Below are 20,418 nucleotides of genomic sequence, written 5' to 3'. Positions count from 1 at the left end.
CGGAAGCGGCGCGCGCATCCACATCAACGCGCGCCGCCCGAGCCCAATCCGTCAGCCGATCACCGGCCCGATCTTGTCGAGCGTCAACGAAGGCAGGAACGCCTTGTCCTGATACACCTTCGCAAGCGCTGGCTCGCTGATATCCCGCGCCCCGGCCGGCAGCGACGTATCGGCAGCGGCATACGCGGCTTCCCACATCGCGGCGAGATAGCGCGCGCCTGCGCCCATCAGTTTCGCCGTGTCGTCGCCGAACGCATCCCACAGACCATCGACGACACGCGCCGAACTGCCGCCGCCCAGCCGGATGTACTCGTCGATCAGCGTGGATGGCGGAAGAATCGTCGCCGCCTCGGCCATCAGCGTGACCGTTGCGAACGCGGCGTCGCGGCCATTGTCGATCTTCGGAATCTCGCCCTCGAACGCCTTCGCCTGAGGCCCGATCTTAGGCAACAGTTCGCCCGAATGACGGTCGACCATCTTGTCTTCGAAGGTCGCGTGCACGCCCTTGCCCGGCCACTTCTTCGGTGTCGCACCGGGCGCGTCGCTGTAGCCGTCCGAGTGATATGAGCCATGCAAAGGCTGGCACGCATCGCCGACGTAATGCGCAAGCACGCCCGCCGCGCAAAGGAATTTCGTGTCGTTACGCGCCTTCAACTGCATGACCATCTCGTCGAAAATCTGCCACACGCGAAACGGCAGCAGACCTTCGTGGCGCGTATCGGTTTCGCCTTCATCCGCATACCACTTCGACCACACCGTGACGCTCATGTTGGCGATATTGCCGAGTGTCACGTCGCGCAGCGTCTTGCCGTCGCCGTCGGGCTGATCGATGTCCGCGTAGTGATTCGGATGCTCGGGGCCTGCGTTCTGCGCGTAGTCGCGTCCGCCCGGCACGCGGCTGGGCGTCTTCTTCCACACGAGGTCGGGCACATCGGCGAGTTCGACGAAATCGCCGCGCGCGAGCTTGTCGCGAATCTGCTCCGGCGTGAGTTCGTCCGGACGAAAGCTGATCCGCTCGACATTCGCGTCGAGAAAATCGTGCAGCGGGCCCGGCTTCACCGACTCGATTGCAGCTGTCGCGATGCTGTAATGGCCCGTTTGTCCCCAGTACGGATTCGCGCCGACGTTGTGCGCGCGCACGAGGTCCACGTCGAGCAGCTGGCACGCTGTGCTGAGACCTGTCGCGAGCGCATAGTTCAGACGTTCGCCGTCGTCGCTTGCAAGCGACTGTCCGCCCCATTCGATCGCGAGCGGAGTGAGACGGCGCTCGCCGTCGCCGGTTGGGCTCGCAGGCGACGTCAAATACCACAACGTCCCCGAGTCGCCGGGCTGCGTCTGCGGACTGCCGTTCGCGGGCGCGATCAGAAACTGCGAGACATAGTCGTAGCCCGCCAGCGACTTGTGCCGGTAGAACAGCGCCTTGATCGTGCCGTCGAGCGCGCCCGATGCGCTGCCGAATGCCGTCACCGGCTGATCGATCAGTTGCAGGCTCAGACTCAGCTCGTTGATATCCGCGACATCGCCGATGCTACCTTCGATGCCGAACGGTTGACTCGACCAGTCATTCGCGTCGTGCACTTCGACGAGCCCGATATCGAGCGTGAGGAAGCTGCGGCTGCCCGCAAACTCGGGAAATACCGTGGTGAACGGTTCACGTGTGAGCTGCCGGTCCGACGCAATGCCGACTTCCGTTACCGCGCCGCGCAACAGCGCCTTCACGGGCGAGCCGGGCTCGCCGCATACATGACGATTAGTGAGTGCGTAGGTCGTATGGCCGTCCGTCACGAGGCAACCGACGCTCGCCGTGCGCTCGATGCCCTGCGCATCCGCGATCAACGGACAGCCGCCGCCGATATACGTCGACGGCCAGCGTGCATCTGCCGGCGCGCTGGTGGCGGGCACCGTCGGCTCGACGGCGACCACGCAGACGGGCACCGCGCGGCCGTCGGGCATATACAGCGTGCGCGGCACCATATGATCGGGGTCGACCTTGCCATGACCGAACTCGGTCGCGTCGACCCAATCGCGCACCAGCACGATCACGGCAGGCCACGAATACGGACGCACTTCGGAGTTGCCAAACGTGCGTATGCCCTTCGCTTTCACGCGTGATTCCGCGTCCCCGTTCGTGCCGTGCTGCTGATCCGGCCACGGTTCGTCGTTTCGAATCAGATACAAGCCAACGGCCGTACCGACGACATTGGGCTTGTTCGACAGATGCCAGTGATACAGATCTCGCGCTTCGAGCAGATCCTTCAACGACAGGCTCTGAAAATTGTGCTGCGTGGACAGTGGATTCATCGATTCACCTCGACGCTCGCCGGTCGTATCGACCGGCCGTTGCAGGCACGCCGCCGTGTCGCACGGTGCAACGCATGCTGCGTGCATGACATGCGGCGGCGGCGGCGCGTGGTCACGTTCAAGGTTCTCCGATGCATATGACAGCGTTGGGTCATTTTTGGTGAGCGCTGTCATCAAGATGTCACGTCCCGTACTCAAGATCGGCGGACAATATGGCCGAATGGCGACTGAGAGCGCCATCGCATCGCGCGGCATGGGGCGTGCTAGCCCTGCTTTCGCGTCCCTACATGGAAGAGACACTGTGAAGCAACGTGCGACTGTCGTGTGCCTGACGGGCACGCGCATTTTGCTGGTCGGCAAGGCCAACTCGCGCTGGTCGCTGCCAGGCGGCAAACCCGACGCCGGCGAGACGTTCGAAGCCGCCGCCGTGCGCGAACTGATGGAAGAAACGTGCCTTCAGGCGAAGGGCATGCAATATCTGTTCGAGTTCGCGGGCGCGCGCACCTGTCATCACGTGTTCGCCGCGCACGTCGACGAACGTCAAACCCCCGTGCCCAGCAACGAGATCATGCGCTGCACATGGGCCAAGGTCACCGATATTTCCGATCTGGATACGAGCGTCTCGACGCGCGGCATCGTCGATGTGCTAGCGTTGAACCGCACTTACGATCCACGCGTGCAAAGCCGCTATCAGCGCACCGATGCGTTCGTGCAGAATCTGCGCGAGGCCCTGCACGATGTGCGACTGCGAGGATGGACGCCGGCGCTGTGGTAAGTCCGCCTTGAATGCGCCTTTTGTAATTTATTTCGGCCTCCGTATTAAATACGCACGGGCATATCAAAACAAAACCGCCGGTCTGACATAGACCGGCGGCTTCATCGATTCAACCTCTTACGCGGATAGCGTCGACTGACGCCGCGTCGCGCGCGCCCGGCGTGAGCGCGCCACGATCTTCGCGATCGTCACGCGGCCCAACGACCGACGCGTGTTCGATGCGAGATTCGCGAGCCGCTTGTCGCTCACGCGATGACGCGCCCACACGAACGCCGCAATCCAGCCAACCACGGTCCAGCCAAACAGCACGTTGAAGATCGTTAGCGCGAATGCATCTTCACGTTCGCGCGCATCGGCGACGATGGCAGGCAGAAAATATACGACGACTGCCGCCAGCAACACCAGTCCTTCGAAGAATGCTCTCATGGAATCACCTCCTGCTTCTCTTCTGCGCGGCAAGCTTCTGCCCGCCGCGCGCAGCAATCACTGACCCTTGAACACGTTGACGTCGTTAGCGGCTTGCGCCGGCTGACGGCTGCCCGATTCCGACGATGCGCCCGTCACACCGCCAACTGCGTCGTTTGCGGCCGTCGCCTGGTTGCGTTCGGCGGCGAAAGTCTGAGCGCTGACGCCGCGTTGCGAAGCGGGTGCGCCAACGGACGGACGATAAAACGGCGCCGGACCATAGCCCGACGCAAAAGCGGGAGCGGCGACAGCGGCGGAGACGGTGACCAGCAAGGCTGCGATAAGGCGGGTTTTCATGACGTAACTCCAGAGAATGTTGAATCAGGGAGGCGTCGCAACCGGATGTATTTGGCGCGGCGTCGATAGAGAGTGAGTTTAGTCGAGCTCTATCGAATTTCTATGCTCATAGATTGAAATCACAGTTCCCAAATTCTGAACAATGGATGGCACGTACGGTCGTGCGGAAGCCTTTGCCCATGCGGTGTTCAGGGTTGTTGTGTCCGGGGTTGTCCCGTCGCTGTCCATTGCCCGGTGGGATTTGCGGCGCGATGCTAGGATCGGCTTCCGTTGAATCGCCGCCATCGCGGGGCGTCCGATGAAGGCGGAATAGCAGGCGACTACCGATGAGCACAGCCAGATCCACAATCGATCACCGGGTATTTTCAGAAGGCCATCTGTCGATCGGGCTGACGCTGCCCTTGTTGCGCGCGGGCCAGATCGTCGCGGACTTTCGCGAGCAGATCGAGCTTGCGGCGCTGGCCGACACGCTCGGTTTTCGCGCGCTCTGGGTGCGCGACGTGCCGTTGAACAGCGCCGACTATCCCGATCCCGTCGGGCATCTCGATCCGTGGGTACTGCTCGGCGCGCTCGCCTCGCGTACAACGCACGTCGCGCTCGCGAGCGGCGCGATCGTGCTCACATTGCGGCATCCGCTGCATATCGCGAAGGGCGCGGGCTCCGTGCAGACGCTGTCGGATGGCCGCTTCGTACTCGGCCTCGGCTCAGGCGACAGGCCACCCGAGTACGCCGCGTTCGGGCGCGATGCCGAAGCTCGGCGTGAACTGTATCGGACGCACTGGGACACGGTCGCGGCTGCACTCGGCGAAACGCAGCGCGTGATACCCGATTTGCGGCCGGAAAATGCACCCGAATTCATGCTGCTGCCGCAGCCGCCGTTGGCTGTGCCGATGCTCGCGGTGGGCGCGGGCGGACAGAGCGTCGACTGGATCGCACGGCATTCGATCGGATGGATGACCTATCACCGCGAGCCCGAGAAGCAGCGCGCACGGCACAGCATGTGGCGTGCGGCCGTCGATCGTCTGCCGGCGCCTGCGTTTCGCGCGTTTGGTGTCGCGATGCGGCTCGATCTGAGCGATAACCCGCACGAGCCGGCGACGCCGCTATCGCTGGGGTATCGCGCGGGACGGCATGCGCTGCTGGCTGTGCTGGACGAGATGCGCGAGAACGGCACGCATCATGTGACGCTGAATCTGAGTTCAGACCGGCCTGTGCGCGACGTGATGGAGGAAGTGGCTGCGGACGTTTTGCCGAAGTTTCACGGGTGACGCGTTTGTCGATTCGGGCAGCGTGAAGTTATTTTCCGGTTTTCTTTGACGCGGCTGCTGGTGTCGTTCCGGCAGCGCTTCGTCTGGCAGCAGTTTTCTTCACTGCAGTTTTCTTCACTGCAGTTTTCTTCACTGCAGTTTTCTTCACTGCAGTTTTCTTCACTGCAGTTTTCTTCACATTGACCGCGCGCCCGTCGAGATCGAGGACAACCCACGTCGGCGCATGATCGCTCGCATGCGGCTCGCCTCTCACCCAGCGGTCGACGCCCGCATCGCGCATCATCGCGGCGACTGGCTTGTTCAACAGCAGATGATCGATGCGCAAGCCTGAATTGCGTTGCCAGTGTTGCCGGAAGTAATCCCAGAACGTGAAGACCTGTTCATCGGGAAAACGCGTGCGCAACGCGTCCGTCCATCCCTGCTTCAGCAGCCGCGCATAACATTCGCGGGTTTCCGGTTGCAGCAGCGCGTCCTTGAGCCACGAGCGCGGGTTGTAGATATCGAAATCGGTCGGCACGACGTTGTAGTCGCCCGCCAGCACGACGGGATGGCCGGAATCGAGCAGTTTGTTCGCGTAGACGATCAGCCGCTCGAACCACGCGAGCTTGTAGTCGAACTTCGGCCCCGGCTGCGGATTGCCGTTCGGCAGATACAGACAGCCAATCAGCAAGCCATCGACAGCGGCTTCGATATAACGGCTATGCGTATCGTCGGGATCGCCGGGCAGACCGCGACGGGTTTCGACAGGCTGGGCGTCCCTCGCAAGAATCGCGACGCCGTTCCACGACATCTGTCCATGCCAGATCGCACCATAGCCGGCGCGATTGATCTCAGCCTCGGGGAAGCCCGCATCGGGCGCCTTCAACTCCTGAAGGCACACGACATCAGGCGTTTCCCGTTCCAGCCAGGCCAGTAATGCGGGCAAACGCGAGCGAATGCCGTTGATGTTGAACGTGGCGAGCTTCATGATCCACGCGCCGTCGCAAGTCGCATACCCATGACAGAACGCTCACGCGTTTCGCCCGCCCGCGCCCCTCAGTTCTTCAGATCGTCCGGCACCTTGCCGCCGTTTTCGGCGAGCTTCGTCATCACCTGCTTGTGCAGCCAGATATTCATCGATGCCGAATCGTTCGTATCGCCGCTGTAATCCAGTTCCTCTGCGAGCTGCTTGCGCGCGCCGAGGCTGCTGTCCAACCCGAGCAGCTTCATTAGATCGACGATCGACGTGCGCCAGTTCAACTGCTCCGAATTCTGCTCGGCGAGCGCGGTGAGAACCGCTTCGACATCGACGGGTTCCGCCGGCGCGGCGGCGGGTGCGGCATCTGCGGCAGGCGCGGCATCTGCCGCTGGCGCCGCGTCCGGCGCCGCTGCAGCCTGCACGGCCGGATGGCTCGACGGGAAGATCTTGCTGAGGATGGTGCTGAAAATGCTCATGGCTTGCCTCCGAAAAACGGTTGAACGCAATAGCGCGCACGGGCCATGTGGCCGCGAAGACCCGCCGCATCCTGGCAACACGCGAACCGCTGGCGACATAGCCAACGAACGCACGTCCGGGCCGCATTGCACGTACCTGGACGCCCCCTATCCTCGCTGCAAAAAATGACAGGACGATGCCGCTTATTGTTACGCGAGGACGTAAAATCCGGCCGCCAAACTTGCGCAGGAATCAGACTTAGAACCGGCGACGGCTCACAACAAGGCAAAATACGGGTTTTGACGCGGACATATCGAGCGCGTCCGCCCGTGTGCGGCGGCCGCCGCCGTCCGCCCCGAATTCCACGCCGCCGCGCGACAGCCGCGCGGCGCGACCGAATCCCCAAGAATCAGGAGCGATCTTTCATGACCGAACCGAACGTTTCGTTGCTGGGCAGGCTATCGCTTGCCTTCGGAACATTTTTCAGCATTCTGGGTGATCGCGACTTCGCCGCCAGCGTGCTGCGCGCGCGCAGCGGCGCTGCGCCCACGCCGGCACCGGCACCGGCCGCAGCGCCCGTAGCGAAACCCGCCCCGGCGCCTGCGCCCGTCGTCATCAAGGAAGCCACGCCCGAGGCCGCGCTCCAGTTGCTCGGCCTGCTCCAGCGCGATGCACGCTTCATCGATTTCGTCGAAGAAGACATCGCGAAGTATTCGGACGCCGACATCGGCGCGGCCGCCCGCCTCGTCCACGACGGCTGCCGCGCGACGCTGCGCGAGCACTTCACGATTCAACCGGTGCGCGACGAAGCCGAAGGCAGCCGCGTGACGATCAACGAAGGCTTCGACGCGACGGCCATCCGCCTGACGGGCAATGTCGTCGGAAAGGCGCCGTTCTCGGGCAGCATCAGCCATCGCGGCTGGCGCGTCGCCGACGTGCGTCTGCCGAAGCTCACGCAAAGCCACGACGCCACCGTGCTCGCCCCCGCCGAGGTGGAACTATGAGCGATCCGCGCTATTCGATCGGTATCGATCTGGGCACCACACACTGCGCGCTGTCGTATGTCGATCTCGCTGCAAGCGACGGCGAAAAGACCGAACAGCAGGTGATGCCCGTCACCCAGTTGACGGCACCCGGCGCGATCGAAGACCTCGATCTGCTGCCGTCGTTTCTCTATCTGCCGCACGAAAGCGAACTGACGCCCGGCGATCTCGCGTTGCCGTGGACGGGCGAGCGCACCTTCGCCGTCGGCGAAATGGCGCGCAACCGGGGAGCAGGCACGCCGATCCGCCTTGTGTCGAGCGCGAAAAGCTGGCTGTGCCATCCGGGTGTCGACCGCCGCGCTGCCATTCTGCCGAGCGACGCGCCGCCTGAAGTCACGCGCGTGTCGCCGCTCGAAAGCTCGGTGCGTTATCTGACGCATCTGCGTGAGGCGTGGAACCACGCCCATCCCGATGCGCCGTTCGACCAGCAGGAAATCACGGTGACGATTCCCGCGTCGTTCGATCCCGCCGCGCGCGAACTGACGGCGGAAGCCGCCGGCGCCGCCGGCTACGGCCAGATGACGCTGCTCGAAGAGCCGCAGGCCGCGCTCTATAGCTGGATCCAGAAGAGCACGGGTGGATGGCGCAAGCAGGTCAAAGTCGGCGACATCATCCTCGTCGTCGACGTCGGCGGCGGCACGACCGACCTGTCGCTGATCGCCGTGATCGAGCGCGAAGGCAATCTCGAACTGCATCGCGTCGCGGTCGGCGATCACATCCTGCTCGGCGGCGACAACATGGACCTCGCGCTCGCGCACGTGGTCGCGCGCAAGCTCGCGTCGCAAGGCACGCAGGCCGATCCGTGGCAACTGCGCGCCCTCACCTATGCATGCCGCGGCGCGAAGGAAACGCTGCTGTCCGATCCGTCGACGGATGCCGTGCCGCTCGTCGTGCCAAGCCGCGGCTCGAAGCTGATCGGCGGCTCGATCCGCACCGAGCTCACGCGCGACGAACTCACGCAGACGATCCTCGAAGGCTTCTTCCCGCAAGTCGAGTCGTCGGCCCGGCCGATGACCCGTACGCGCGCCGGCCTCACGCAACTCGGTTTGCCGTACGCGCAGGACGCGGGCATCACGCGTCATCTCGCGGCGTTTCTCGGCCGCCAGGTCGCGGCGCTCGCAGAACTGCAAGGCACGCAGAGCAACGGCCAGTTGCCGCTCGAAGCCAATGCGACGTTCCTGCATCCGACCGCTGTGCTGTTCAACGGCGGCGTGTTCAAGTCGCCGCTGCTGGTCGAGCGGATCATGTCGACGCTCAACGGCTGGCTAACAGCCGACGGCGCCGCGCCCGCGCGTCTGCTCGAAGGCGCGGACCTCGATCTCGCCGTTGCGCGCGGCGCGGCGTACTACGGCTACGTGAAGCGCGGTCGTGGCGTACGCATTCGCGGCGGCACGGCGCGCGCGTACTACGTCGCAATCGAATCGGCGATGCCCGCCGTGCCCGGCATGGAGCCGCCCATTTCCGCGCTATGCGTCGCGCCCTTCGGCATGGAAGAAGGCACCGACGCGCCGCTGCCGGAACAGGAGTTCGGGCTGGTGGTCGGCGAGCCGGTGCATTTCCGTTTCTTCGGCTCGTCGGTACGGCGTCTCGATCAGGTCGGCACGATGCTCGACTACTGGTCGCCGGACGAGTTGCAGGAACTCGAAGAGATCGAGGCGTCGCTGCCCGCCGAAGGCCGCACCGTCGGCGAAGTCGTGCCCGTCAAGCTGCACGCGCGCGTGACGGAAGCGGGCACGCTCGAACTCGAAGCGATTCCACGCGGCACGAACGAGCGCTGGAAAGTCGAGTTCGACGTGCGCGGCGGCGCGCAAGGCTGACCGTCAAGGCTTCGATGAAGCAAAAGCAGAAGCAGACGGCCGCGCGCTTCACGGTCGGCATCGACCTCGGCACGAGCAACACCGTCGTCGCGTACGTCGAAGCAGGTTCCGACGATATCCGCGTGTTCGAGGTCGATCAGCTCGTCGCGCCCGGTGAAGTGGCCGCGCGGCCGCTGTTGCCGTCCGTGCGCTACCACCCGGCTGCGGGCGAGCTGAATCCGGGCGATCTGCAACTGCCTTGGCCGCAAGCCGCTCAACCGGCGGGCGACGCGCCGCTGCCCGTCATCGGCCAGCTTGCGCGCGCGCTCGGCGCGCAGGTGCCGGGACGCCTCGTCACGAGCGCGAAAAGCTGGCTGTCGCATGCGTCGGTGGACCGGCTCGCGCCGATCCTGCCGTGGGGCGCGCCCGACGACGTCGCGAAAGTCTCGCCCGTCGCCGCGAGCGCGAGCTACCTCGCGCACGTGCGCGCCGCCTGGAACACGCGCTTTCCCGATGCGCCGCTCGAACAGCAGAACGTCGTGCTGACCGTGCCCGCATCGTTCGACGAAGGCGCCCGCGCGTTGACGCTCGAAGCCGCGCGTCTCGCGAAGCTGCCCGCGCTGCGGCTGCTCGAAGAGCCGCAGGCCGCGTTCTACGACTGGCTGTTTCGTCATCGGGTCAATCTTCGAGAAGAGTTAAGCGACACGAAGCTCGTGCTGATCTGCGACGTCGGCGGCGGCACGACCGATCTCACGCTGATCAAGGTTCACATCGACGCGAGCGGCGAGCCGCAATTGACGCGTATCGGCGTCGGCAATCATTTGATGCTCGGCGGCGACAACATGGACCTCGCGCTCGCGCGGCTCGCCGAAACGCGTCTTACACAGTCGCAGGACAGTCAGGCGCGGCTATCGGCGGCGAGTCTGTCGCAACTGGTCGAGCGCTGCCGCGTCGCGAAAGAGCAGTTGCTCGATGCGAACGCGCCCGGGTCGGTCCCGATCACGCTGCTAGGCTCGGGCTCGCGCCTGATTGGCGGCGCGCGCACCACGCACCTGACGCCCGATGAAATCGGCCGCATCGTTGTCGATGGATTCTTCCCGCAAGTCTCCGCCGACGACATGCCGCGCCGCTCGCGCGCCGCGATCGTCGAGTTCGGCCTGCCGTATGCCAGTGACGCCGCCGTTACGCGACACGTCGCGGCGTTTCTGAAGCGGCTCGCCGCGCAATCGCGCGAGGCGCTCGGCGAGGCAGACGGGAACAGCGCAGACGACACGCTGCCCGTCCCCGACACACTGCTGCTCAACGGCGGCGTGTTCCGCGCACACGCGCTGACGCAACGACTCGCCGACACGCTCGGCGGATGGCGCAACCAGCCGCTGCACGTGCTGCAGAACGATCATCCTGATGTCGCCGTCGCGCGCGGCGCCGTCGCCTATGGGCTCGCGCGCGCGGGCAACGCGCCGCGCATCGGCGGCGGTTCGGCGCGCAGCTATTTCCTCGTGCTTGAAGGCGATCAGGGCATCTGCCTGTTGCCGCGCGGCACGGAAGAAGCGCACGAGGTGCATCTCGACGACCGCGTGTTCGCGCTGCGGCTCGGTCAGCCGGTGCGTTTTCATTTGATGTCGACGGTCGCCGATACGCGCTTCAAGCCCGGCGAACTCACCGATCTTTCGCAAGGCGATTTCATCCGTCTGCCGCCCATCGCAACCGTCGTGCAACGCCAGCAGGCATCCGATGCCGACGAGCGACCCGTGAAGCTCACCACGTCGATCACCGAAGTCGGCACGCTCGAAGTGAACTGCATCGCCACGGACGACCCTTCGCAACGCTGGCTGCTGCAATTCGAACTGCGGCGCGACGAGGCTTCGGCGACGACTCATGAGAACGGCGAAAGCGCGCGCCACCCATCGCTCGACAATGCGATCGAACTGATCGAGCGCGCGTTTGGCGCGCGTGCATCGAATGTCGGGCCCAGCGAAGTGAAGCGGCTGCGCGCGCAACTCGAACACACGCTCGGACCGCGCGAGAACTGGGACGTAGCGCTCTTGCGCGAACTGTTCGGCGCATTGTGGGACCGCGCAAAGCGCCGGCGCCGCTCGGCGGATCATGAGCGGCTGTGGCTCAATCTCGTGGGCTATTGTCTGCGGCCGGGCTTTGGCTATCCGCTCGACGAATGGCGCGTCGAACAGCTGTGGTCGATCTTCGACGACGGCATCCAGTACATCCACGAAAGCCGGGTGTGGTCCGAATGGTGGACGCTATGGCGTCGCGCGGCAGGCGGGCTGAGCGAGGACGCGCAGTTGCAGTTGCTCGACGCGATGGAGTTCCTGCAAGCCGCGAGCATCAAAAAGCAGAAGCTGCCGTTCGATCCCGCCAAGGTCGGCTATGCGGACATGATTCGCGTGCAGGCTTCGCTGGAGCGCATTTCGGTGGAGCGCAAGATCGCGCTCGCACAGCAATTGCTCGAACGGCTGCGCAAGCCTTCGGAGAATCATCAAACGTGGTGGGCCATCGGGCGCATCGGCGCGCGGCTGCCGTTCTACGGCAGCGCCCATGGTGTCGTGCCGCCCGAGGTCGCGCTGCCCTGGCTCGAAGCCGTGCTCGCGCTGGACTGGAAAAAGGTCGAGCCCGCCGCGTTCGCCGCCGTGCAACTGTCGCGCATGACGGGCGACCGTTCGCGCGACCTGCCCGACGCAGCGCGCGAAACGGTGATAAAGCGGCTCGAAACGCTCGGCGCGGCGCCCGCATGGGTCCAGATGGTCCGCGAGACCGTCGCGCTCGATGAAGCCGACACCGGCCGCGTATTCGGCGAATCGTTGCCGGCGGGCCTGAAGCTGATCGGCGGCGCGTAGCTCAAAGCGTTTGAGCGCGAGCGGGTGCGCTCGCCCGTGGCTGCTGGTGGCGATGATCGTCCTGGCTTGCGGGCGCGTCGCGGCGCGCATCGACGGTTGCTGCGACCAGCACCGCGCGACGCGTGCAGCGCGCGACCACGTCGCTCATCCGCTCTTCCCAGAAACGCCATCTCGAACCCTGCCCCGCGCCGACGACGATCATGTCCGCGTCGAGTTCATCGGCGAACCGCGCGATTCTGCGGCCCACGCTGCCGCCTTCGAGCGGTACCGTGACGGCCTGCGTATGAATGTCCCATGCGTCGAGTTCGAACACTTCCTTGCAGCGGCGCTCGACCGTGCGCTCCAGTTCTTCGACCATCTGTATCGAGTCGAAGCAGCCGTACTCGACACCCGCCATCGCCCACCAGGGCATCGTGTCGACGACATACACGGCCGTCAGCCGTGCGCCTGTGTGGCGGGCCTTGTCGATGGCGGTCTTCAATACGCTGTTGTCCGGGTTCGTGCCGACCGCTACCAGAATGTGCCTGATCATTTCGTGTGCCTCCGTCGTTGCGTTGTTCCGTGTCATGCATGATGCGACGCGAGACTTAGCGATAAATGAGCGAGGCACGGCCCGCTGCGGCAGATGCGCAGCGCGATTGAACTGAGGATTCGAGGGAAACTGGATGGCGCCGGGCGCGCCATCCGTGACATGCAATCGGACGAATGCGGTCAGATGATCAGGCGGGAAATCTTCGAGCCTTCCAGCGATACACCCGCCATCAGCCCGGCGTTCGTGAGCACGAACGCTTCGACGGGACTCATCGCGGTCGACGTATCGACATTGCCGTTCGCGCCGACGTTCACGAGCGCAACCGACGCATCGACGCCCGCCGACCACCCCTGGCTGCGCGTGAACTCGTTAAGCGCGTCGTCCGTCATGAACAGCATGATGATCGCCTTCGACTGCGCGCCGATCTGCAGGCCGAACGACGCCGCCGCGATGCTGTAATAGCCCGACGTCTGCCCGCCGACGCGCAGTGCGCCCTGTCCGTACTGCCCGCCGAACCAGAAGCCCGCCGAGATCACCGAAGGGAAGACGAGGATGCCGCGCGACTTGTCGGCAAGCTCACGCGAGCCGCCGATCGTGTTGAACAGACGCGTGAGTGTTCCGTCGACGTCCGCGTCGATCGACCTGCGCTTACCCGTGTTCGCTTCAGGCGACGCATCCGACGACGGCCCTGTGGTCGTGCAGCCCGCAAGCGCCAGTCCGCCCGTAGCGAGCGCGGTCGTGGTCATGGCGATGAATCGGCGGCGTTGCATTGTCATTGTTGCTCCCTTGCTTGATGCCATGGTGGATACCCGTGGTTGATCCCGTAGCGGGTGTATGTCGATCGTTCCGCTTCGATCTTTTGACGAAGGTCAATCCTATCCGATGACAGCCGATGCCGCGTTCGAGTTCCTTACCGCCCGCGTTTCAAGCCCTCGCGATACGCTCATGCATTGCGCGGCAATGGCGTACCAGTTCGGGACGCGACATCACATACGCCTTCAGCGGCGTGTCGATTTCATAGAAATAAATGTTCGCGACAAAGCCGTAGATCGCGGCGTCGATGGTCGCCGGATCGGGGCCGAACACGAAGCCGTCGTCGCCAAGCAGATCGGCCACCACCCGCAAATCGCCGATACCCCGCGCGTACACCTGATCCGGCTCGTAACGGCCGATGCCCTGATAGTGATAGCGCTGTCTGTTGTACTCGCGCGCCGCTTCGAGATCGTTCGCGGTGACGTCGGCATGCTCGCGCAGCACGGCATCGCGAAACGCCGGCCAATAACGATCGTCGCGCCAGCGCGAATAGCTCATCGGCCAATAGAGATCGTCGAGTGTGCGGCGCACAAGGAAGTCGAGATTCGCCTGACCCTGCGATAGCGCGCTGTCGATCCGCAGATCGTACTTGTCCTTCAGATACGCGATGATCGCGTCGCTGTCGCCGATCGTCTCGCCATCGTCGGACAGATACGGCAACTGGCCGCGCGGCGCGTGCGACGTATCGAGAATATGCCGGTGCTCGAAATCGAGCCCGCACAGCCGCATGAACGCGTAGACCTTCAGGCCGAACGCGTTGTTGTCGGCGACGCCGAACAGATCGGGGTACGAATACAGCGTCAACATGAATGAAGTCTCCGTGGTTCGTGAGTATCGATTCTGCGGGCATTCTTCATGGGCAAAGCGCGGCGCCACAGGCACGTCTTTAACACCATTGCGCGCTGCAATGCGTGCGTCACCCCACATTCGGGCGCCCCGTTTTTTTATTCGGTTTTAATGCGAATCGCGCTACGCTAGCTTCGTTGTCAGTCTGGAGAAAAGGGCATGACGAAGACCCGAGCCATTCTGCGCGCCATTTTCGGCGTTCACCACCATCACGACGATACTGCGCGGCGCCGCGCGTCCGGCCGCAGCGTGATGATGCGCGTAACGCTCGACGCGCAACACGTTACACCGCTGCGCCGTGCGCTGACCCGCGATTGCGCGGGCCAGCCGTGGACCATCCGCATCGCAACGCTGCCGCATACCGAGCGCGTGCAGCTTTCCTTGTATCTGCCGAAAGACGCGGTGAACAGCGCGATCCAGCAGGTGACGCGTATCGCGCCTGCCGCGCAGTTCGGTCATCTGTTCGAGATTCCCGACACGCCGACGGACGGCTGGCGCGATCTGCTGCGCGCAACCTCGTGGGCGCAGGCGGCGAGCGCGCTGCGCCCCGCGAAGCCACCCGTCAAAACCAGCGACGACGACGCCGACACGCTCGACCGTCTGCTGAGCCCCGGCAACGTGCTGCTCGACACGGCCGTCGCCGATCGCGCGGCGCTGTTCGCGCAACTCGGCGTGTTTTGCGAAACACACTATGGCGTGCCCGCCGGCCAGGTGATCGACGGATTGAACACGCGCGAAGCGCTCGGCTCGACGGGGCTCGGACAAGGCGTCGCCGTACCACATAGCCAGATCGCGGGCTTGCTGACGGCTGTCGTACTGTACGTGCGCCCGCGCGTGCCGCTCGACTTCGACGCGCCGGACGCGAAGCCTGTGCGCGACGTGATTGCGCTGCTGGTGCCCGAAGGCGCGAACACGATGCATCTGAATCTGCTCGCGGATGTCGCGCAGCGCTTTTGCGACCAGCATTTTCGCGACCGCCTGCACGCGTGCGACAGTGCAAGCGAAGTGTGCCGGCTGTTCAGCAGCGCCGCCGAGCCTGCAGACATCCCTTCCCTGATGCCTCATCCCGCTGCGCGTGGCGACGCGTCCAGCGCGCGGCTGCGGGCTTGACGCCCGCGTCGGTCACCTTGCCCGTTCATTCCCAGCGGACTTCGTCGCGGCCTTGCAACGCCGCGACGCGCAAGGTTTCCTGCGTGCGCCGGAACACGCGCGGCGGCACGCTTGGCGAGTCTTCCGCGAGCCGGTCGAGGATGTCGCGCACTTCACTCACGTAGCGGCCGTCACGCGCGCCGGGGTCGCCTGCGTAAATCGCTTCCAGCCTGCGCCGCACCGCGCCATAGCGCGCGCCCGCCGAGCGATGCTGCTCGGCACGCTCCGCATAGCGCAGAAACGTCTGCAACGCCGCCGACACGGCCGCCGCAATGCTCACCAGCCCGACGACGAGCCGCACCCATCGCGAATCCGCCGACGCCACCAGCGACAGAAACACCGTCGTGCCCACCACGGCCGACACGACCGTCACGCCGATGCCGAACATCCGGTTGCGCGCGGCAAGCAGATCGGCCATGTCGTAGTGGCTCTTCTGCGACTCGCGCGCGCGGCGAATCCACTTCAACAGCAACTCGTCCTCGTTGACGGGCGGCCGGTATTCGGCGCGCCCGCTCAAAGCGGGATCGGGGCGCGAGCCCACACCGGCGCCCGGTTCCGCATGCGTATCGACCATCGTCATGCCCTTGCCTTCCTTTGACGAAGAGAGGCCAGCATAGCATCGCGGCTTGCGCACGCGGCGGCACGCGGCGACGAGTGAGCGCCGCGAAAGTTGGTAGGATGACGGGATACGCAGGGGCATCGATGGTAAAGCGCGAAGTGGAGTCCTGGTATCGTCCGCCGGCGGAAGAAGCGTGTCCGTTGTGCGGCCGCGCGATTCCAGCCGATCAGCGCGACGAGCATCATCTGGTTCCGAAGGCCGAAGGCGGCCGCGAAACGGTCGCGCTGCACCGGATCTGCCATCGGCAGTTGCATGCGCTCTTTTCGGAGCGCGAACTGGCGACAAGCTACGCATCCGTCGATCGCCTGCTCGAAAACGAACAAGTCAGAGCTTTCGTGAACTGGGTACGCACGAAGCCCGATGGGTTTCACGAGCGTACGCGCAGCAGCCGGCGCAAGCGCTGAAACGTGTCGCGCGCATCGGGCGCGTGGTGCCCGTCGTGTCGACAACAACGGAACAAGTCATGCCTGTATACGACTACGAGTGTGCCGAATGCGGCACGTTTGAAGCAGCGCGGCGCATCGCCGAACGCGACGAACCGGCCAGTTGTCCTCGCTGCGGCACGTCCGCGGAACGCGTGCGGGTCGGCGCGCCGGCGTTGCTCGGCAGCGCGTCGGGCGGTTCGTCGGGCGGCGCGTCCGAAGGCGAAGGCGGATATGGCATGCGGCATCGCGGCTGCTCGTGCTGCCCTTGAGCGCGCGCGAACGGCGCGGCATGTCCTGGCGCAACGTTCGCGGCTTGCGGCACGCACGGTGCGCCGCTAGTCTCTAGCCGCGCCATGCGGGCTGTGCCGAGTTCCTCGCGCGAAACCACTTCCCTTCACCCACGACGCCCAAAGGTTGCGCCATGCCGCTTCGCCTGCCCCCGCTGAACTCGCTGCGCTTCTTCGAGGCAGCGGCGCGGCACGGCAGCTTCAAGCTCGCCGCCGCCGAACTGAACGTGACGCCAAGCGCCATCAGCCACGGCATCGTCGCGCTCGAAGAATCGCTTGGGATCGCGCTGTTCGTGCGCGAGCCGCGCAAGCTGTCGCTGACGCCAGCCGGCGAGCAGTATTTCCCCTACATTGCCGAAGCGTTTTCGCTGATCGCGCTTGGCACGCAGCGGCTGCCCGACAACCGCACGCATCGCACGGTGACGGTGAGCTGCGCGCCGACGCTCGCGATGCGCTGGCTCGTGCCGCGCCTGTTCGAGTTTCGCGCGCAGTGGCCGAACATCGACGTTTCCGTCGATACCTCGCGCCGCCAGGTAGGCTTTCCCGTCGACGGCTTCGACTTCGGCATCCGCCTGAGCCGTGGTCCCGTGCCAGGCAGCGACTGGAGCCGGCTGTTCGGCGAGCGGCTCGTGCCCGTTTGCAGCCCCGCGTATCGCGACACATTGTGCGATACACATGGCAACGTCGACTTGCGCCGCGCGACGCTGATCCATGTCGACACCGCGAGCGAAGACTGGCAGGCGTGGCTGGACGGTGCGAGTGTCCACGATATCGACGCGTCGGGCGGCGTGCGTTTCGACACGATCCAGCTGGCGCTCGAAGCGGCCACGACGGGCATGGGCGTCGCGATCGGCAGACGGCCGCTGGTGAACCGCGAGCTGGACGCGGGCACGCTCGTCGAAGCCAGCACGCCGACCGTCGATGCGAAGACGGCGTACTGGCTGGTCAGCGCGGAAGGCACGGACGAGCGGCCTGATCTGCAGGCATTCAAGCGCTGGCTGCTTCACGAAGCGCATGCGTTCGATGACGCTGCTTCAACGGGCGAAGCCGCGCACTTCACGGCGGCCACCCGCTAGAAACCCACCAGCGCCCCGCTCCCCCTGCGAGTGAATTTTCTTCATCTGTCGCCGAAAACTTTTCGTTTGTCGCGCCTGCTGGCTGCTGCGAGGATGCCGCCAGGAGGAAACGAAACATGTCAACGGTCAAACCCGCTTACGCAGCGCCCCTTAAAAACCCGACGTTTTACGTGATCGTCGCCGCCGCGCTGATCATCAGCGCGGCCATGGGCATCCGGCAGACCTTCGGTCTCTTCATCGGGCCATTTTCGTACGATCGCGGCCTGCCCGTCACGCTCGTGGCCTTCGCGATCGCACTGCACAATCTCGTGTGGGGCTTCGCGCAGCCGTTCGCAGGCGCCGCCGCCGACCGCTACGGCGCCGCGCCCGTCGTCGCGTTCGGCGCCACCACCTTCGCTGCGGGTCTCGCGCTCGCGGCCGGTTCGCCGTCCGGTATCGCGTTGATTGCGGGGCTTGGGCTGCTGGTCGGCATCGGTGTGAGCTGCACGACGTTCGGCGTCGTGCTAACGGCCGTCGGGCGCGCCGCGACGCCCGAACAGCGCAGCATGGCGATGGGCATCGCGAGCGCGGGCGGCTCGCTGGGACAGGTGCTGATGGTGCCGTTCGCGCAACTGGTGCGCGAAACGTCGGGCATATCGACTTCGCTCTACGCGCTCGCCTTCCTGATGCTGGTCGCCGCGCCCTTCGGCATGCTGCTCGACCGCCGCAGGGAAGTCGGCGCGCCGCATGTGGCTGCATCACCCGCAGCAACCACTGTCCCGCCGCTGCGCGAGACGCTCGCGCACGCCATGCGTCATCGCGGCTACCGGCTGCTGACGCTCGGCTTCTTCACCTGCGGCTTCCAGCTTGCGTTCATCGCCACGCACCTGCCCGGCTATCTGAGCTTGTGCCACATGCCGATGGGACTCGGTGCCACCGCCCTCGCGCTGATCGGCCTGTTCAACATGGCGGGCAGTTGGGCGTGCGGCTGGCTTGGCGGGCGCTTCCGTCAGCAGCATGTGCTCGGCTGGCTGTATCTGATTCGCGGGGCGACGATTGCCGTGTTCTTCCTGCTGCCGAAGTCGACGGCTTCCGTCGTGCTGTTCGCCGCCGTGATGGGCCTGACGTGGCTCGGCACCGTGCCGCTCACGAGCGGCCTGATCGCCAAGGTGTTCGGCACGCGGCATCTCGGCACGCTGTTCGGCGTCGTGTTTCTCAGCCACCAGTTAGGTTCGTTCCTCGGCGCGTGGCTCGGCGGCTACGTGTTCGACGCGACGGGCTCGTACACGCTGATCTGGGCCGCGACGGCACTGGCGGGACTGTTCGCCGCGCTGCTGCATTTCCCGATCGACGATACGGTCCACGCACCCGTCGAACCGGCGCGCGCCTGAGTTTCGCAGAGGCTTTCCAGAGGCCAGTGTTCAGTATTGGCCATTGACGCGGACGGCTCAGGTCGTCCGTTTTTTTGTCATGTGCCGTCCCCCTCGCACGCGACGACGGCAGCCGCAGCCTCGCGTTTGCGCGTCGCGTAGCAGCGCCTGACGAATATCGCCGCCTGCCGCAATGCCTGATTCGCTTCCGGCAGAAACGGCGCGAAACACGGCAGCGCGTGCGGCATCGCATGCCATTGCGCAACCTGCACCGTCACGCCCGCGCGATTGAGGCGCGCCGCCAGCGAGAGCGCATCCTCGTACATCGCTTCGCTGTCGCTGATCTGCAGATGGATGGGCGGCAGATCGTGTAGTTCACCGCGCGCCGGCGACACATACGGGTCCCACGCGCTAGCGTCGCCGATGTACAACTGCGCGGCGTGCTGCATCGCGACCCGTGTCGTTGGCCCTGTGCCGCGCGCGGCGCGCCATGTCGTCGTCAGATCGGACCATGGCGAGAACAGCACGGCACCCGCCGGCAAGGCGTCGCCCGCGTCGCGCAGCGCGGCCAGCAACGCGAGCGCGAGCCCGCCGCCCGCCGAGTCGCCCGCGACGACGATCGAGTTCGCCGCGATGCCGCGCGCGATCAGCGTGCGGTAGGCGTGCAACGCATCTTCGAGCGCGGCGGGAAACGGATGCTCGGGCGCGAGCCGGTAGTCGGGCGCGAACACGGGCGCGCCGCTATGCGCGGCGAGCGCCGTCGTCACCGCGCGATGGGTCGCAGGCGATCCAAAGTAATAGCCGCCGCCGTGCAGGTACAGAATCGCGTTCGCGATCGGTCCGGGTCGGGTCGACGGCAAAGTCCACAGCCCGTCGAGACCGCCATCGCGCACCCTGCGTGAACGGGGATTGAGAAGCGCCGCGAGCCACGCGCCCAGCAACGACAGCAGGCGCGAGCGCGTGCGCACCTGCGTGACATCGGGCGGTGCGCAACGTGCGGGAGCGCGCCGCCCGACCAGCAGCGGCATCGCACAGAGAACGACACGCGCCTGCCAGCTTGCGGTCATGCGATCCGCGAGGCCTTCGATAGCCGGATGCTTCGACATGGCCG

Annotated in this window: 20 protein-coding genes; 10 read left to right on the top strand and 10 right to left on the bottom strand. The window is 65.3% G+C overall.

The genetic code is table 11. The annotated features are described in order from the left end of the window. Nucleotides 1-51 precede the first annotated feature (51 nt). Complete coding sequence (locus tag H1204_RS20560) at nucleotides 52-2,301, bottom strand: S1/P1 Nuclease (protein WP_180732490.1); 2,250 nt, start codon at nucleotides 2,299-2,301, stop codon at nucleotides 52-54. 301 nt (nucleotides 2,302-2,602) lie between these two features. Here H1204_RS20560 and H1204_RS20555 point away from each other — a divergent pair, with 301 nt between their 5' ends. Next, nucleotides 2,603-3,076, top strand: a complete 474-nt coding sequence (locus tag H1204_RS20555; RefSeq protein WP_180732489.1) for an NUDIX domain-containing protein — start codon at nucleotides 2,603-2,605, stop codon at nucleotides 3,074-3,076. A gap of 117 nt (nucleotides 3,077-3,193) precedes the next feature. Here H1204_RS20555 and H1204_RS20550 read toward each other — a convergent pair whose 3' ends face one another. Continuing rightward, the gene (locus tag H1204_RS20550) at nucleotides 3,194-3,502 is read right to left on the bottom strand and encodes a superinfection immunity protein (RefSeq protein ID WP_180732488.1); all 309 of its coding nucleotides are present in this window, start codon (nucleotides 3,500-3,502) and stop codon (nucleotides 3,194-3,196) included. A 57-nt stretch (nucleotides 3,503-3,559) separates the two neighbouring features. Further along, the gene (locus tag H1204_RS20545) at nucleotides 3,560-3,838 is read right to left on the bottom strand and encodes a hypothetical protein (protein ID WP_180732487.1); all 279 of its coding nucleotides are present in this window, start codon (nucleotides 3,836-3,838) and stop codon (nucleotides 3,560-3,562) included. 326 nt (nucleotides 3,839-4,164) lie between these two features. Between H1204_RS20545 and H1204_RS20540 the strand changes: the two genes are divergently transcribed. Further along, nucleotides 4,165-5,106, top strand: coding sequence for an LLM class oxidoreductase (locus H1204_RS20540; RefSeq protein ID WP_180732486.1), 942 nt, complete (start codon nucleotides 4,165-4,167; stop codon nucleotides 5,104-5,106). A 28-nt stretch (nucleotides 5,107-5,134) separates the two neighbouring features. Here H1204_RS20540 and xth read toward each other — a convergent pair whose 3' ends face one another. Further along, complete coding sequence (xth, locus tag H1204_RS20535) at nucleotides 5,135-6,073, bottom strand: exodeoxyribonuclease III (RefSeq protein ID WP_180732485.1); 939 nt, start codon at nucleotides 6,071-6,073, stop codon at nucleotides 5,135-5,137. Nucleotides 6,074-6,141: 68 nt separating this feature from the next. Further along, nucleotides 6,142-6,540, bottom strand: coding sequence for a DUF3597 domain-containing protein (locus H1204_RS20530; protein WP_180732484.1), 399 nt, complete (start codon nucleotides 6,538-6,540; stop codon nucleotides 6,142-6,144). A gap of 405 nt (nucleotides 6,541-6,945) precedes the next feature. On the opposite strand from H1204_RS20530, the gene H1204_RS20525 reads away from it, so the two are divergent. From H1204_RS20525 to H1204_RS20515, 3 genes are read left to right on the top strand one after another with little or no spacing between them, the layout of a single operon-like run. Beyond that, nucleotides 6,946-7,524: a DUF2760 domain-containing protein gene (locus tag H1204_RS20525; RefSeq protein WP_180732483.1), complete on the top strand. Its 579-nt coding sequence runs from the start codon at nucleotides 6,946-6,948 to the stop codon at nucleotides 7,522-7,524. Further along, the gene (locus H1204_RS20520; RefSeq protein ID WP_180732482.1) at nucleotides 7,521-9,380 is read left to right on the top strand and encodes an Hsp70 family protein; all 1,860 of its coding nucleotides are present in this window, start codon (nucleotides 7,521-7,523) and stop codon (nucleotides 9,378-9,380) included. Before H1204_RS20525 ends, H1204_RS20520 begins: the two co-directional genes overlap by 4 nt. A 14-nt stretch (nucleotides 9,381-9,394) precedes the next feature. Then, the gene (locus H1204_RS20515; protein WP_180732481.1) at nucleotides 9,395-12,211 is read left to right on the top strand and encodes an Hsp70 family protein; all 2,817 of its coding nucleotides are present in this window, start codon (nucleotides 9,395-9,397) and stop codon (nucleotides 12,209-12,211) included. Between the two features lies 1 nt (nucleotide 12,212). Here the strand turns inward: H1204_RS20515 and H1204_RS20510 are convergent, their stop codons facing one another. The 3 genes from H1204_RS20510 to H1204_RS20500 form a co-directional block, all read right to left on the bottom strand. Next, nucleotides 12,213-12,743: a universal stress protein gene (locus H1204_RS20510; RefSeq protein WP_180732480.1), complete on the bottom strand. Its 531-nt coding sequence runs from the start codon at nucleotides 12,741-12,743 to the stop codon at nucleotides 12,213-12,215. Between the two features lie 179 nt (nucleotides 12,744-12,922). Continuing rightward, a complete protein-coding gene (locus H1204_RS20505) occupies nucleotides 12,923-13,513 on the bottom strand; it encodes a YSC84-related protein (RefSeq protein ID WP_180733243.1) in 591 nt (196 codons plus the stop codon). 154 nt (nucleotides 13,514-13,667) lie between these two features. Next, nucleotides 13,668-14,363: a glutathione S-transferase family protein gene (locus tag H1204_RS20500; RefSeq protein WP_180732479.1), complete on the bottom strand. Its 696-nt coding sequence runs from the start codon at nucleotides 14,361-14,363 to the stop codon at nucleotides 13,668-13,670. Nucleotides 14,364-14,561: 198 nt separating this feature from the next. Here H1204_RS20500 and H1204_RS20495 point away from each other — a divergent pair, with 198 nt between their 5' ends. After that, nucleotides 14,562-15,512 carry a PTS sugar transporter subunit IIA gene (locus H1204_RS20495; protein ID WP_180732478.1) on the top strand — a complete coding sequence of 317 codons (951 nt, stop codon included), beginning with the start codon at nucleotides 14,562-14,564 and terminating at the stop codon, nucleotides 15,510-15,512. 25 nt (nucleotides 15,513-15,537) lie between these two features. On the opposite strand, the gene H1204_RS20490 is transcribed toward H1204_RS20495, so the two are convergent. Continuing rightward, nucleotides 15,538-16,131 carry an SLATT domain-containing protein gene (locus H1204_RS20490; RefSeq protein ID WP_180732477.1) on the bottom strand — a complete coding sequence of 198 codons (594 nt, stop codon included), beginning with the start codon at nucleotides 16,129-16,131 and terminating at the stop codon, nucleotides 15,538-15,540. A 122-nt stretch (nucleotides 16,132-16,253) separates the two neighbouring features. Between H1204_RS20490 and H1204_RS20485 the strand changes: the two genes are divergently transcribed. From H1204_RS20485 to H1204_RS20470, 4 genes are all read left to right on the top strand, one after another. Then, nucleotides 16,254-16,574, top strand: coding sequence for an HNH endonuclease (locus H1204_RS20485; RefSeq protein ID WP_180732476.1), 321 nt, complete (start codon nucleotides 16,254-16,256; stop codon nucleotides 16,572-16,574). A 59-nt stretch (nucleotides 16,575-16,633) separates the two neighbouring features. Next, nucleotides 16,634-16,864 (top strand): zinc ribbon domain-containing protein, encoded by a 231-nt coding sequence (locus H1204_RS20480; protein ID WP_180732475.1) that lies wholly within the window; start codon nucleotides 16,634-16,636, stop codon nucleotides 16,862-16,864. A gap of 152 nt (nucleotides 16,865-17,016) precedes the next feature. Next, nucleotides 17,017-17,958, top strand: coding sequence for a transcriptional regulator GcvA (gcvA, locus tag H1204_RS20475; protein ID WP_180732474.1), 942 nt, complete (start codon nucleotides 17,017-17,019; stop codon nucleotides 17,956-17,958). Between the two features lie 116 nt (nucleotides 17,959-18,074). Next, nucleotides 18,075-19,328: an MFS transporter gene (locus tag H1204_RS20470; protein WP_180732473.1), complete on the top strand. Its 1,254-nt coding sequence runs from the start codon at nucleotides 18,075-18,077 to the stop codon at nucleotides 19,326-19,328. Nucleotides 19,329-19,405: 77 nt separating this feature from the next. On the opposite strand, the gene H1204_RS20465 is transcribed toward H1204_RS20470, so the two are convergent. Continuing rightward, nucleotides 19,406-20,413, bottom strand: a complete 1,008-nt coding sequence (locus H1204_RS20465) for an alpha/beta hydrolase (RefSeq protein ID WP_180732472.1) — start codon at nucleotides 20,411-20,413, stop codon at nucleotides 19,406-19,408. Nucleotides 20,414-20,418: the final 5 nt, after the last annotated feature.

This window comes from Paraburkholderia sp. PGU19 (genome assembly GCF_013426915.1).
Taxonomy (GTDB): domain Bacteria; phylum Pseudomonadota; class Gammaproteobacteria; order Burkholderiales; family Burkholderiaceae; genus Paraburkholderia.
This window is presented reverse-complemented; position numbering and strand designations above follow the sequence as displayed.

Bases quoted from the DNA above. Each gene is read 5' to 3' on its own strand.
- H1204_RS20560 (WP_180732490.1), bottom strand. From the start codon at position 2,301: ATGAATCCACTGTCCACGCAGCACAATTTTCAGAGCCTGTCGTTGAAG.
- H1204_RS20550 (WP_180732488.1), bottom strand. From the start codon at position 3,502: ATGAGAGCATTCTTCGAAGGACTGGTGTTGCTGGCGGCAGTCGTCGTA.
- H1204_RS20545 (WP_180732487.1), bottom strand. From the start codon at position 3,838: ATGAAAACCCGCCTTATCGCAGCCTTGCTGGTCACCGTCTCCGCCGCT.
- H1204_RS20540 (WP_180732486.1), top strand. From the start codon at position 4,165: ATGAGCACAGCCAGATCCACAATCGATCACCGGGTATTTTCAGAAGGC.
- xth (WP_180732485.1), bottom strand. From the start codon at position 6,073: ATGAAGCTCGCCACGTTCAACATCAACGGCATTCGCTCGCGTTTGCCC.
- H1204_RS20530 (WP_180732484.1), bottom strand. From the start codon at position 6,540: ATGAGCATTTTCAGCACCATCCTCAGCAAGATCTTCCCGTCGAGCCAT.
- H1204_RS20525 (WP_180732483.1), top strand. From the start codon at position 6,946: ATGACCGAACCGAACGTTTCGTTGCTGGGCAGGCTATCGCTTGCCTTC.
- H1204_RS20520 (WP_180732482.1), top strand. From the start codon at position 7,521: ATGAGCGATCCGCGCTATTCGATCGGTATCGATCTGGGCACCACACAC.
- H1204_RS20515 (WP_180732481.1), top strand. From the start codon at position 9,395: ATGAAGCAAAAGCAGAAGCAGACGGCCGCGCGCTTCACGGTCGGCATC.
- H1204_RS20510 (WP_180732480.1), bottom strand. From the start codon at position 12,743: ATGATCAGGCACATTCTGGTAGCGGTCGGCACGAACCCGGACAACAGC.
- H1204_RS20505 (WP_180733243.1), bottom strand. From the start codon at position 13,513: ATGCAACGCCGCCGATTCATCGCCATGACCACGACCGCGCTCGCTACG.
- H1204_RS20500 (WP_180732479.1), bottom strand. From the start codon at position 14,363: ATGTTGACGCTGTATTCGTACCCCGATCTGTTCGGCGTCGCCGACAAC.
- H1204_RS20495 (WP_180732478.1), top strand. From the start codon at position 14,562: ATGACGAAGACCCGAGCCATTCTGCGCGCCATTTTCGGCGTTCACCAC.
- H1204_RS20490 (WP_180732477.1), bottom strand. From the start codon at position 16,131: ATGACGATGGTCGATACGCATGCGGAACCGGGCGCCGGTGTGGGCTCG.
- H1204_RS20485 (WP_180732476.1), top strand. From the start codon at position 16,254: ATGGTAAAGCGCGAAGTGGAGTCCTGGTATCGTCCGCCGGCGGAAGAA.
- H1204_RS20480 (WP_180732475.1), top strand. From the start codon at position 16,634: ATGCCTGTATACGACTACGAGTGTGCCGAATGCGGCACGTTTGAAGCA.
- gcvA (WP_180732474.1), top strand. From the start codon at position 17,017: ATGCCGCTTCGCCTGCCCCCGCTGAACTCGCTGCGCTTCTTCGAGGCA.
- H1204_RS20470 (WP_180732473.1), top strand. From the start codon at position 18,075: ATGTCAACGGTCAAACCCGCTTACGCAGCGCCCCTTAAAAACCCGACG.
- H1204_RS20465 (WP_180732472.1), bottom strand. From the start codon at position 20,413: ATGTCGAAGCATCCGGCTATCGAAGGCCTCGCGGATCGCATGACCGCA.